This is a genomic window from Halorubrum sp. CBA1125, from assembly GCF_009742825.1.
GTDB lineage: Archaea > Halobacteriota > Halobacteria > Halobacteriales > Haloferacaceae > Halorubrum.
Window position 1 is genome coordinate 1 of the sequence record NZ_WPCE01000084.1, and the last position, 12068, is coordinate 12068.

The 12068-nt window shown below is 59.1% G+C and carries 16 protein-coding genes and 2 pseudogenes; 12 read left to right on the forward strand and 6 right to left on the reverse strand.

Annotated features, from left to right (window positions below; all coding sequences use genetic code 11):
* Positions 1 to 721 precede the first annotated feature (721 nt).
* Together GJ633_RS09045 and GJ633_RS09050 are read right to left on the reverse strand one after the other, a co-directional pair.
* Positions 722 to 1045 carry a hypothetical protein gene (locus GJ633_RS09045; protein ID WP_156588555.1) on the reverse strand — a complete coding sequence of 108 codons (324 nt, stop codon included), beginning with the start codon at positions 1043 to 1045 and terminating at the stop codon, positions 722 to 724.
* 122 nt (positions 1046 to 1167) lie between these two features.
* Positions 1168 to 1581 carry a MarR family winged helix-turn-helix transcriptional regulator gene (locus GJ633_RS09050; RefSeq protein WP_156588556.1) on the reverse strand — a complete coding sequence of 138 codons (414 nt, stop codon included), beginning with the start codon at positions 1579 to 1581 and terminating at the stop codon, positions 1168 to 1170.
* A 126-nt stretch (positions 1582 to 1707) separates the two neighbouring features.
* On the opposite strand from GJ633_RS09050, the gene GJ633_RS09055 reads away from it, so the two are divergent.
* Together GJ633_RS09055 and GJ633_RS09060 are read left to right on the forward strand one after the other, a co-directional pair.
* The gene (locus GJ633_RS09055; RefSeq protein ID WP_321168996.1) at positions 1708 to 2256 is read left to right on the forward strand and encodes a hypothetical protein; all 549 of its coding nucleotides are present in this window, start codon (positions 1708 to 1710) and stop codon (positions 2254 to 2256) included.
* A 234-nt stretch (positions 2257 to 2490) separates the two neighbouring features.
* On the forward strand, positions 2491 to 3141 hold the full coding sequence (locus GJ633_RS09060) for a class I SAM-dependent methyltransferase (RefSeq protein WP_156588557.1): 651 nt from the start codon (positions 2491 to 2493) through the stop codon (positions 3139 to 3141).
* 4 nt (positions 3142 to 3145) lie between these two features.
* Here GJ633_RS09060 and GJ633_RS09065 read toward each other — a convergent pair whose 3' ends face one another.
* A complete protein-coding gene (locus tag GJ633_RS09065; protein ID WP_156588558.1) occupies positions 3146 to 3706 on the reverse strand; it encodes a class I SAM-dependent methyltransferase in 561 nt (186 codons plus the stop codon).
* Position 3707: 1 nt separating this feature from the next.
* Complete coding sequence (locus GJ633_RS09070) at positions 3708 to 4148, reverse strand: DUF302 domain-containing protein (RefSeq protein ID WP_156588559.1); 441 nt, start codon at positions 4146 to 4148, stop codon at positions 3708 to 3710.
* A 159-nt stretch (positions 4149 to 4307) separates the two neighbouring features.
* Here GJ633_RS09070 and GJ633_RS09075 point away from each other — a divergent pair, with 159 nt between their 5' ends.
* From GJ633_RS09075 to GJ633_RS09120, 10 genes and pseudogenes are all read left to right on the forward strand, one after another.
* Complete coding sequence (locus tag GJ633_RS09075; protein ID WP_156588560.1) at positions 4308 to 4658, forward strand: helix-turn-helix domain-containing protein; 351 nt, start codon at positions 4308 to 4310, stop codon at positions 4656 to 4658.
* A 154-nt stretch (positions 4659 to 4812) separates the two neighbouring features.
* A pseudogene (trxA, locus tag GJ633_RS09080) lies at positions 4813 to 5225 on the forward strand (thioredoxin).
* 272 nt (positions 5226 to 5497) lie between these two features.
* Complete coding sequence (locus GJ633_RS09085) at positions 5498 to 6748, forward strand: M20 family metallopeptidase (protein ID WP_156588561.1); 1251 nt, start codon at positions 5498 to 5500, stop codon at positions 6746 to 6748.
* An 86-nt stretch (positions 6749 to 6834) separates the two neighbouring features.
* Positions 6835 to 7056 carry a DUF2892 domain-containing protein gene (locus GJ633_RS09090; protein ID WP_156588562.1) on the forward strand — a complete coding sequence of 74 codons (222 nt, stop codon included), beginning with the start codon at positions 6835 to 6837 and terminating at the stop codon, positions 7054 to 7056.
* Between the two features lie 5 nt (positions 7057 to 7061).
* A pseudogene (locus GJ633_RS09095) lies at positions 7062 to 7654 on the forward strand (class I SAM-dependent methyltransferase).
* A gap of 127 nt (positions 7655 to 7781) precedes the next feature.
* Positions 7782 to 8018 carry a sulfurtransferase TusA family protein gene (locus GJ633_RS09100; protein ID WP_156588563.1) on the forward strand — a complete coding sequence of 79 codons (237 nt, stop codon included), beginning with the start codon at positions 7782 to 7784 and terminating at the stop codon, positions 8016 to 8018.
* The gene (locus GJ633_RS09105; RefSeq protein ID WP_156588564.1) at positions 8015 to 9160 is read left to right on the forward strand and encodes an NAD(P)/FAD-dependent oxidoreductase; all 1146 of its coding nucleotides are present in this window, start codon (positions 8015 to 8017) and stop codon (positions 9158 to 9160) included. The genes GJ633_RS09100 and GJ633_RS09105 overlap by 4 nt, the downstream gene beginning before the upstream one ends.
* 2 nt (positions 9161 to 9162) lie before the next feature.
* Positions 9163 to 9789 carry a DUF1641 domain-containing protein gene (locus GJ633_RS09110; protein WP_156588565.1) on the forward strand — a complete coding sequence of 209 codons (627 nt, stop codon included), beginning with the start codon at positions 9163 to 9165 and terminating at the stop codon, positions 9787 to 9789.
* 117 nt (positions 9790 to 9906) lie between these two features.
* Entirely contained in the window at positions 9907 to 10245 is a 339-nt protein-coding gene (locus GJ633_RS09115; protein ID WP_156588566.1) for a co-chaperone YbbN, read from the forward strand.
* A gap of 15 nt (positions 10246 to 10260) precedes the next feature.
* A complete protein-coding gene (locus tag GJ633_RS09120; protein ID WP_156588567.1) occupies positions 10261 to 11379 on the forward strand; it encodes an aminotransferase class V-fold PLP-dependent enzyme in 1119 nt (372 codons plus the stop codon).
* A 125-nt stretch (positions 11380 to 11504) separates the two neighbouring features.
* Here the strand turns inward: GJ633_RS09120 and GJ633_RS18500 are convergent, their stop codons facing one another.
* On the reverse strand, positions 11505 to 11726 hold the full coding sequence (locus tag GJ633_RS18500) for a HalOD1 output domain-containing protein (protein ID WP_394351142.1): 222 nt from the start codon (positions 11724 to 11726) through the stop codon (positions 11505 to 11507).
* A gap of 6 nt (positions 11727 to 11732) precedes the next feature.
* The coding region (locus GJ633_RS09125; RefSeq protein WP_197431304.1) for a DsrE/DsrF/DrsH-like family protein at positions 11733 to 12068 on the reverse strand (336 nt) is incomplete at its 5' end.

Consider the following 12068-nt stretch of genomic DNA (forward strand, 5'->3'; position numbering starts at 1 on the left):
ATCCAGCGAAGATGGTGGCGAATACCCTTTTCAATGATCTCGCGGGGTGTCCGCTCTCGCTCCACAAATCCAGTCGATCCACTTCGGTAGACTCGGTGAGGCGGGCGGTTTTCGGCATAGGCACTGAATCCTCCGTCCCGCCTCGTTCTTTAACTTAACACGGCGGAATCGGCGGACCTCAAGTATATCTACGTATCTGTGATCAATACTAGCTGTTCCCCTCCCTGTCATCGAAAATAGGTTCAGTCTCCGTCCCTCTTGATTTTCACCGTTCGAATTCCATTTCGCACACGGGGTGTTCCCGCTCGACTTGTTACTCAATTCATCTCTTACACGGAGTCCGGTACGTCTGTGTCTTCCCACGGGCTGTAGGTCTCCTCCAATATACAAAACCAGCTTAGTAGGACTCTACCGTCGGAATACGACACATTTACACTTTGCACACGGGGTGTGTGGTGAGAATCTATCAGCGGATACACTCGTGATCAGGGGTGTGGTCTGTCTCAAATAGAAAACCATGCTTCAACTGTGGAACCCTGTTCGACTGTTCGTGCGTAAAAACGGTTCTATCGACTATTAACGGCTTAATCTAATCTCAAATTCTTTCTCGTCCCACTGTTTTCACTCTGGACAAGGGGTGTGTAGTCATCACTTTTCTAAGTGCACCAAAATCAAATAGCACACGGGGTATGGGAACTCTATAATCGGACGTATTGGCCACTCATTCGTCCGGATTGACTGGACCTTTATATTTGGACGTGACTTTGTCCCCCTCTCTCCACTGCCAGTAGTAGTAGCGGTTGTCGTTGATCTCCTTGATCGTGATCGTGGCCTTCGACGGGACGTCGTCCGGAAGGTCGTCCGGCCGCTCGTCGATCTCGTCGTCCTCTGACTCCTCCTCGAGACGCGCTTCGCGAGCTTTGTGCTCTGCCAGCTCCTCGGCGTAGCGTGCGACGTGCTGGAGGTGGTCCGGCGAGTAGCCGTTGAGTGTGTTGACGAGATCTGTCGGGAGTTCCGCCGGCGGCGTCGGTGGCTCGTAGGACATCAGCGGTCGCCTCGTATTAACCAACAGAGCGCGTATCGGCATAGATTTGTTGGTTAATCAGATATCATCTCGTCACGGGCTAAAGAGTGCGAATAGCAAACTATTCAGAAATAGACGTGCCGTTAGACGCCGTCCGGACGGGGGGCGTTCTCGTACTTGACCATCTTCTCGGGCTTGTCGGAAATGGTGTCGTAGATTTGCTGGAGCGTCTCTTCAGCGGCGAGCAGGTTGTGCTCCTTCAGGAACTCCCGACCTTCCTCCGTGAGTCCGTAGAACTTCCAGGGGTAGCCCTGCCGGCGCTGGTCGTCGTCTAGGGCAACCTCCGTGACGATGCCGGCGTCGATGAGTTTCTGGATATGCTTGTAGACGGTGGCATCACTCACGCTGGGGTTGAGCTCCTCGAGCTCGTACATCGAGGGCAGCTGGTCGGGATGCTGGAGGATGTTGTTGATCAGCGCGAACCGCGTCTGTTGGGTGACGAAGTGGACGAGTTCGCGGGATTCCATCCCCTCAGCAGTTCCCAGATCGGTGCTCATACGACATAATACACGGCCTGGCGGCAAGTAGTTTACCCTTGAGTAAATCACTCTGGAGTAAACCACACCTGACTAAGCTGGTGATTTACTCCGTAAACCATATCACACGACGCTGAGAGGGCTCATATATGTCCGAAGGAGCCGCCCGTCCCCGAGGAAGTCCTCACCAGTGCGAAGGATCAACTCGACGACGAAGAGATCTCGTTGGCGGACAACGAGGAGATCCTCCACGCCCTGAGCGAACTGACCCCCGTCTACGAAAATGAGCGCTCGTACTTCATGCTGGGCAACTACGACCGGGAGCCGATTCGGCGGCTGAACCTCGTGGTCGACCGGCTCAACCGCCGGCAGAATGCCTATGCCTTCCGGATGGTCGACATCCGTGGGGAGTGGGACAACAGCATCCAGAAGTTCTGCCTGATTGCCGACATCGTCACCTACCTCGTTGGTGTCGCCGAGAAGGAACCGAGTGACTTCCTCGTCGAGCAGGGCCTCCTCGTCGGCACGACGGAGTTCTTCGCGAAGAGTCACGTCCTCAAGCGGGTGTACGAGGACGAGGAGCACCCCTTCGGCTGGATGCAGGACGGCGTCTTCGAGCTGTTCGAGCGGGAGGGGCGGCTGTATCGCTGGCAGACCGAGGAGGAGCTCGTCGACGTGACAGACGACCTCCCGTGACGGAGGATAGCGAAAGCGACTGCCCCGTTAACCAACAGATGGGGTGAATGAGTCAATATGTTGGTTAAGAGTTGATCCGACCAGGTGTGCGACGGCCACCCGATTCTTTGAGATACTTGCGATGGCCTTTAATCACTGAAATGCCGGATTTAACCGTTATACCGACACAACTGAGAGTAATTACCGAGTCTTCCAGAGGCGGATGTTTTCTGTTTGTGCCTCGTTCATTAGAGCATGACTACCGACGCGAGTAACCAGAAACCGTCGCATCCGTTTTTTGCAATGGTCTACGATCCTGCGACGGCTCTTATAGAACGAACTCTGTTGCGCCCTCACCGTGAGTATCTCGTTGCCGATCTCGAGGGTGCTGTCCTTGACCTCGGCGCTGGTACCGGCGCGATGTTTCCATACTTTGCGGCTGTCGAGAGCGACGTGACGACGTTTCACGCTATCGAACCTGACCCACATATGCGGCGACAGGCCGAGGAGCAATCACGAACCCACTCCTTGGATGTCACCATCGACGACTCACCAGCCGAGTCGCTTCCATATCGCGATGACACGTTTGACGTCGTTATTGCATCGATGGTATTCTGTACGATCCCAGGCGTCGAGACAGCGTTGAGTGAGGTGTCACGGGTACTCAAGCCAGGCGGTGAGTTCCGATTCTTCGAACATGTCGCCGATGATGGCTGGCGTGGGCGTGTGCAGGGGGTGCTTGCACCACTTTGGAAACGGCTAGCTGGGGGCTGTCACCTGACGCGGCAAACCGCGTCGCGATTCGCAGTTGATTCGACATTCGATATCGTCGAGGTTGAACGTCTGCATCTCGGTGTCACACCAATCCGTCCATTCGTGCGAGGACTCCTTCGAAAACGGGCGTAGTCCCCTATCTGTGCTCGCCGATAAGGAGGAACGTCTCCGGACGGACGGCAGTATGCTCGATGTGAAATCCAGCTTCGCGGAGATCGTTCGCCGTTTCCGCACCACTGAATCGTTCATCAAGCGGAGGCCCGTGGTCTCCACTCCCCGTTGCCGCCCAATCGACGATAACCAATCGACCAGCGTCCGTTAGCACGCGAGTGATCTCATCCAGCGCTTCCTCACCTGCGAACTCGTGGTACGTCATCGTCGAGAATGTTGAGTCGAGGCTGCTCGTATCGAACGGGAGATTATCGACGCCGCTCGTCACGAGTTCCACGTTCTCGGGGACCCCTTTCTCTCGGTAGTAATCGTGCATCGCGTCCTGAATGTCGACGGCGTACACCTGATCGACAGCCGGCGCGACATCGTCGGTGTAAAACCCGGTCCCGCTACCGAAATCAGCTACTGTCTCGTCACCATCCGGTGATAGTGCCCAGAGCAACTCTTCCGCTGAGAGAAAGCGGTAGCGTTGCTGTGCCTCTTCGAGTTTGTCGGCGCGATCGGCATCGAACGTATGATACCCCATATTAGAGGTTCGCGAACGCCTCGTCGACGAGTTCGCCAGTGTCAGCGACGATATCTGCCATCTCTTCATTATCGGGCGCCATCCCGACGAGGCGGGCGATGCGCATGATGGAGACGTGGTAGACGACCTGTTTGTCGGGTTCTTCTTCCCAGATGACGACGTTGCAGGCCATGAGAGCACCGAGTTTATTGTCCGTTGCATCGAGCGCACGGTCAGCAACTTCCGGGTTACACGCACCGAGCACGTAGTAGGGGTCGCGGCCAGCGTCGACCTTCTCGTTGAGCATCTCTGAGGGTGAGAACTCCACGGGGACGCCGAAGCCGGCGTCGGTGAACACGTCGCGGACGTGTTCGATGGCGTCTTGATGGCTCATCTCGAGGGTCGCCTGTTCTTCGCCGATGTCTTCCGGGTCGATCTGGCTCGGGTCAATTGGGAGCGGCATTCGTGTATTATCTTGGGGCTATAGGACAAAGTCTCTTTGGATATACTCCTGGAAAAGCTCTGCAACAGGAAATTGAACCGCCTTACCACATTCTCAGCAAAAGTAGTATTGTGGTATTCGAGAATAGATTTAATCTTCTCCGTCACCCTATATTCTGATATGACGGTCGCCTCAGTGCGTGAGGATCTTGAGCGCGACTTGGGGTGTCTTGACCTCTTGGGATGCGTTCATGGACTCAACGAGCGGGATCAGATGGTCTTTCAGCTGCTACAACAGGCAGAAGGGGGACTCACCGTCGACGACGTAGCAGACCGACTGGATTGTGAGAGATCGACAGCGTATCGCTCGATTTCCCGGCTCTACGAGGCTGGCGTTGTCGTACTGGAGCAAATAAACTACGACAATGGCGGCTACTATTACGTGTATTGTCCGCAAACAACCGAGGAAGTTGCTCACGATATGCAGCGATTGCTCAACGACTGGTACGCGGACATTGGACAACTCATCTAGGAGTTCGAAGATCGGTATAGCTGGGACTCGGACGACCGAGAGAACCAGCCACTGCAGTCCTGTTCCTGAACCCCGTTAAATCAGGACTTCACTATGGCAGTATTGTGATATATGTACAAAATAAATAAGTCGATACGATTCGAACAGATCCCTGATGGCTGACGATATCGAGGAAATCCGACGACAGAAATTGACGGAGCTTCGAAATCGAGCTGAAACGGGCGGTGCTGAGGAGACCGTCTCAAAGAGTCCGTCTGAACCCATTCATATCAACGGTGACGCCGAGCTATCCGACACTGTCGCTGAGTACGACCTCGTCTAGCCGATTTTTATGCCGATTGGTGTGGGCCGTGCCAGATGCTCGAACCAGTCGTTGAAACGATCGCGGCCGAGACTAGTGCAACCGTGGCGAAAATCGATATCGACACAAACCAGTATCTCGCCGCCGAGTACGGTGTCCAGGGTGTTCCGACGCTCGTCCTGTTCGCTGACGGCCGGCCAGCGGAACGACTCGTCGGCATGCAGGACGAAGCACAGCTTCGCTCAGTAATCGAAGCGCACGCGTGAGACCTTTGTTTTTGATTGGATTGCTGACGCGGATGAACGCCACTTGGACGACTCACTCGCGGGTGTGCTGACGTTAGTCAGCCACCTATTGATCGCAGTACCTTGGACGTTCGTTGTTCCGACCTATGGATGGCACCGATCCTGCGGGCTTCTGTGACTGGCTTAGCCACCGAATCGCTTTCGAGTGAAACCGCTTCGAGCCACCGAAGAGAATCCATCAATATTGTGGAATCCGCGAAATAGATTTGACGCCACCGCACCAACTTTGAGATATGAGCGACGTGAGTCCGTCCGAGTACGTCCGGGCACACCGCGAGGATTTGATTACGCTTGCCCTCGACCTGCTCGCAATCGACACGGCAAATCCGCCCGGAGACACCCGCAAGATCGTCGCTGAGATCGAGCGGTTCCTCGAGCCGCTGCCAGTGGATGTCGAGCGTGTGGTGGCAGATCCGGCGAAGCCGAATCTCATCGTTCGGGTTCCCGGCCAGGCCGACCAAACGCTACTGTACAACGGGCATCTCGACACGGTGCCGTTCGATGCCGACGCATGGACACACGACCCACTCGGGGAACACGTCGACGACCGCGTCTACGGCCGTGGCGCGACCGACATGAAGGGGGCCGTAGCGTCCATGCTGTTCGCGATTCAGGCGTATGCAGCCACCGATGCCGATCCCCCCGTTGATCTCCTGTTCGCCTTCGTCAGCGACGAGGAAGTGGGCGGTGACGCCGGGCTGCCGGCGCTGCTGGAGGACGGCCAACTTGACGCAAACGCGTGCGTGATCGGCGAACCGACTTGCGAGGTGGACCGCCACTCGGTGACAATTGCCGATCGGGGGAGCATTTGGTTGACGCTCGAAGCGAGCGGTGAGGGGGCCCACGGCTCACGGCCACCACTCGGCGTGAATGCGATCGACCGACTCTACGACGCGGTCGAGACGATGCGTGAACGGTTCGGTGCTAAGCGACTCGAAATCGCCGCTGACGTAGCTCCGATCATCGAGGAATCGGTCGAGTATTACGCCCCGTCGATGGGCGAGGATGTCGCTCGTGAGCTGTTCTGGTACCCCTCGATCAATCTCGGCATCCTCGAAGGGGGTGACGCTATCAATAGCGTCCCGCAGTCCGCCCGTGCCGAGATCGACGTACGGCTGGCAGCTGGTGTCCACACGCCCGATGTGCTCGCGGGGATTCGGGATTGCGTTGCCGACTGTGAGGGGATCACGATTGCAGACGTGTCCTGGAGCGTCGGGACCGCTGAGCCACCCGACAGTCCACTTGTCGAAGCTGTAGCGTCGACGGCAGCAGCTATCACAGAGACGCGCGTCTACCGCCGGAGTGCTACGGGCGGCGGGGACGCCAAGAAACTCCGGAATGCGGGCATCCCAACCGTCGAATTCGCGCTCGGAACCGACACCGTCCACGCGCCCGACGAGTATGTCCCGGTCGACGTGCTCGCCGACAACACAGTCGTCTACACACAGCTTCCTACCGAGTGGTCATCCCAAGTCGATCCGTAGCGCCCGGTGACAGACGGATATGCCTGCAAACGTCTCAGGTGGCAGCTGTTCGTCGAGAAAGACTTAGGTATCTATATTGTGTACTTATGGGTATAAAGAACAATATTAGTTCGACGGACAGGAAGATTCGGATCGTTGTCGGGTTAGTGGTCGGCCTCATCGGCTTGGCGACACTCAGCGGTCTCCTTGGACTCGGGGCGATGATCGGTGCAGCACTGTCCATCGTGGGCCTCATCCTCGTCGGCACTGGACTCGTTCGAGTGTGTCCCCTGTACCGCCTGTTGGGCATCGATACGTCCCGCCCCTGATAGCGATGGAGCGTTTCCAGAACACCGGCCAACCCGATTGGGACTGGTGGAGCAAGCTCTGGCCGACGCCCGGTGCGACCCTCCGGAAACTCGGCATCGGGACGAGCAAATCGGTCGCCGAAGTGGGATGTGGAAGCGGGTATTTCGTACTGCCGGCTACCCGCATCGTCGAGCCTGACCCGGTGTACGCGCTGGATCTTGACGAAGTGCTACTTACTGAACTCGATCGCCTCGCAGAACAGCAGAACATTGAGAACGTCGTTCCAATTCATGATGACGCTCGGAACCTGCCCGAAGTACTCCCCGAACGTGTAGACACACTCGTCGTAGCAAACACCTTCCACGGTATCGACGAACAAGCGAAGTTCGTCCAGAACGCCTTCGACACAATCGAACCTCACGGGAGTCTGGTGATCATCAATTGGCACGAGCGGCCACGCGAAACGACGACTGTGGAGGGTCAACCCCGTGGCCCCCGACTGAACTTCGAATGGCACCCGGAGAGACCAAAGATACCGTGCGCTCGGCATCGCCGTTCGTACTCGGTCGGCAGGTCGATCTGCCGCCGTATCACTACGGACTCATATTCGAGCGTTAAGCTCTCCCACTTTCTTATCAGTCGCCCGCTGCCTCTTACTGACTAACACGCCAGAGATTTTCAGAATCTTGGAACTTCTACACAATATTAATACGTGTCACCTCCAATCACCACCTGTGAGCTATTTATGACTGACATCGAACCTGACGCGACCGTCGATGCCAGAGGCGCGGCCTGTCCTGGTCCATTGATGGACCTCATCGGAAAGATTCGGAGTGCAGAATCCGGGGACGTGATTCGACTCCTGAGCGACAACAACCAGTCACTTACCGATGTCCCGGAGTGGGTCGAGGAAGCTGGCAACGAACTGTTAGCTCTCGATGAGCACGATGACTACAATGCGTTCTACGTGGAGAAAGTATGACCGAGCACGTTGTCATCGTCGGCGGCGGGACCGGTGGAACGGTCCTCGCGAACGACCTCGCCGATCGACTCGAACCGGAACTCGACGCCGGCGACGTCCGCGTCACGCTAGTTAACGACGACCCAGATCACGTCTACAAGCCGGTCTGGCTGTACGTGCCGTTCGGCCAGCGTGAGCCGGACGACGGCCGTCGTTCGCTCGACGACCTCGTCGATGACGCCATTGAGCTGAAGATCGACCGCATGTCTGATATCGACACCGAGTCCCAGCGGCTCCAGTTCCGTGGTAGCTCCCCATCGGTCGATTACGACTACCTCGTGTTGGCGACCGGATCGACGCTGGAGCCCGACCGAATTCCCGGCCTCGCGGAGGCCGGTCACGACTACTACAGCGAGTCGGGGGCGACTGCCCTCCGCAAGGAATTACTGGAGTTCACAGAGGGCAAACTGGTGTTGAGCGTCATCGGGGCCCCTCACATGTGTCCGGCGGCGCCACTTGAGTTCGTGTTCATGGCCGACGATTGGTTCCGCGAGCGCGGCCTCCGCGAGGACGTCGACATCACCTACACGTACCCGATCCAGCGCGTCCACGGCAACCCACATATCGCCGAGTGGGCTCAGCCGATTATGGAAGACCGCGGCATCAACGTCGAGACGTTCTTCAACGCCGAGTCGGTCGACCCCAAGGCGGAGACCATAACGTCGATGGAGGGAACCGACCTCGACTACGACCTCCTCGTGACGATTCCGCCTCACGCCGGTATCGACCTGATCGAAGAGGCTGGCCTCGGCGACGACGGCTGGGTCGAGGTCGACAAGCGCACGCTCGAAGCCGAGGTCGCCGAGAACGTCTATGCGCTCGGCGACACCGCCGACACCGGCGTCCCGAACGCGGGTAGCGTGGCCCACTACCAGGCCGGCGTGGTCGGCCAGCGCCTCGCCAGCGAGATCCGCGAACGCCCGGCGACGGCGACCTACGACGGGAAGACGCTGTGTTTCATCGAGACGGGGATGGACGCAGCGTCGTTCGTCGAGTTCGACTACGAGAACCCGCCGTCGCCGGCGCCGCCGTCGGAGAAACTCCACTGGTCGAAGCTGGCGTACAACGAGTCCTACTGGCTGACTGCACGAGGACTGCTCTGATCATGTCTGAACAGCAGGATCCCGAGCCGACCGACCTTGAGTCGGCGATCGAACAGAATCCCGAGGCCGTCGCCGAGTTCGTGGAGCACCTCGATGCCGTCAACGAGCTACTGGACGTGCTCTCGCTGGGCGAGAGCGCGCTCGACGACGAGATGGTCCGGGAGCTCTCGGCCACGGGGTCGACGCTGGCGGAGTCCGCTGACGGGCTGGCGACCGACGAGACCGTGGCGCTGGCCGAGACGGTCGGGGAGAACGGCGACGAACTGCGGGAGGCACTCGACACAGTGCTCACGCTCCAACGGAGCGGGAAGCTCGACGAGCTGGCCGAGCTCGCGGAAGTCGGGTCGCTGGCGACCGCGGCGCTCGACGACGAGATGGTCACGTCGCTGGCCGGGACCGGCGCCGCGCTTGGCGAGGTCGCACAGACGGCGTCCGACGATGACACCCGTGACGGCATCGAGATGCTGCTAGAGAGTGTCGGTGAGGCGGAGCGGAAACCACCCAAACAGGTCGGGGCCGTCGACCTGCTTCGCGGATTACGTGACCAGGATGTCCAGTACGGGCTGGGCTACCTGCTGGCGCTTGCCGGCGCGATCGGTCGTGAGCGTACCACCGGGGAGTCACCTTAGCGGGCGACCTCCGATTCGTTTTATCCGCCGCTTGATGTCGACGAGGGATCGACTGTTCCATGTTGTATTGTGAAGTTATCCCAAGACTATTAACCACCCAGTGCGTAACGTCTGGTAATGGCAACACAGACAGCGGAGACGGACGGCGTGATCTCGCTGGGTGATGACGATATCGAAACGGTCGTCGAAGATAGTAACGTCACGCTCGTGGAATTCTACACGGAGTGGTGTGGCACCTGCAAACGAATGAAGCCGGTTCTCAAGACGATCGCAGGAGACACCGATGCGACGGTCCTGACGGCCGACATCGAATCGAATCTCGAGACCGCGATCGAGTTCGGTGCCCAGAGCACGCCAACGTTCGTCCTGTTCGCCGACGGGCAACCGGTGAAACAGCTCCGTGGCGGCCAGACCGAACAGACACTCCGCGACCTGATCGCGCAGTACAGCGACTAATTGACCGAGAACGAGATGAACCCGAGAGAACTTCGCGCCGACACGCCCGCCCTACACGAGGACGTCTACCTGAATTTCGGCGCACACGGACCGAGCCCACGGTACGTCGTCGAGGCCGCAGACAAATTCGTGCAGTCACACGAGTACGAGACGAGTACGCGAAACGACCCCTACGAGGTGGCATTCGACGCGTACGACCGCGTGCGGGAGCGCGTCGCGACCTTCGTCGGTGCGAACGACGACGAGATCGCGCTCACGGAGAGCACGACCGCGGGCATCAACGCCGTCGCGAACGCGATCGACTGGGAGCCCGGCGACACTGTCGTGCGAACCGACCTCGAGCACCCGGCCGGGACGCTCCCGTGGCAACGCTTGGAACAGAAGGGCGTCGAGGTCCGCGTCATCGAGACCGAGGACGGCCGCGTCGATCTCGACGCCTTCGCCGAGGCCGTCGACGACGCGCAGTTGGCGTGTTTCAGTGCAGTGACGTGGACCCACGGCACCCGGTTACCCGTCGCCGACCTCGTCGACATCGCCCACGAAGCAGGCGCGTTCGCGCTCGTCGACGCCGTGCAAGTGCCGGGACAGCTCCCGATGGACGTCGGCGGGTGGGGTGCGGACGCCGTCGCGGCGGCCGGCCACAAGTGGCTGCTGGGCCTGTGGGGCGGTGGCTTCCTCTACGTCGACGGCCAGGCCGCTGACTCCCTCCAGCCCACCACAGTTGGCTACCGGAGCGTCGAAACCCCGACTGCGGATCCCTACGAGTTCGCGGCCGGCGCCCGCCGATTCGAGGTCGGGTCGGCAAACCCGGCCCCACATGTCGCTCTGGTGGAAGCCATCGAGGCGATCGACGAGGTCGGCGTCGAACGTATCGCCGACCGGAGCCAGGAACTGACCGGTAAGCTGGCTGATGGGGTCCCCGACGACCGGCTTCTCAGTCCTGCAGACCCCGAGTCGGGACTCGTGACCATCGACGTCGACGACCCCGAAGCGACGGTCGACCGACTCGCGTCGGAGGGGATCGTCGTTCGCGCCTTGCCGACCCCGGACGCCGTCCGCGCATCAGTCCACGCGGTCAACACTCACGATGAGGTCGAGCGGCTGCTGGACGCCCTCGAATCGGAGTGGACCTAACGCGACTACAGTTCTCCGCTGCCCCCCGCTACGATAGTCTCTCAGAGTCTACTCGTTGAAATTGTACGCCGCTGCTGCAGTGGCCGTCGGTGGGATACCGCTATCGAAGAGAAATTCTGTCTGCTTCAGTCGACCTGTACGCGACTGCTATCGTCGACGACTATGTCGTGACCACGATACGCGAATCGAACTTCGAGGTCAGACGACGTTGAATCCTCGACCAACGCTTCTACTGCATCCGGATCGACGACCTCGGCTAGCGGCGGATCGAGTGTGATCGGCTCGACGCCCTCCGCCTCCGCGATGGCATCAACGATCTGGAAAATCGGATCCTCGAGTTTGTTAATCGGAGTTTAGACGAGTAGCTGGATGTCGGCGTCGGCCATGTCTTGGAGGGCGGTAGCCGCGCCGACGCCGGTGGTGACGCCGTCGTAGAAGTCGTCCTCGTCGTAGTCCATCAGGTCGATCGTCATCTGGCAGGCCTGGAACTCCACGCCCATATCAAGGCTGGTTTCGATGAGTTCCTCGATGGTAGCCGTGTCGTTGTCGGCGATTTTCTTTTCCATCATCTTCGTCGTGACCCGGTCCATCCCGGGGAGCGCGGCGACCGCGTTCGGGACCGGCATATTGGGGTTGCCGACGGAGCTGAGCTTGAGGTTTTTCGACCGTTCCTCGTGGAGGATGTCCAG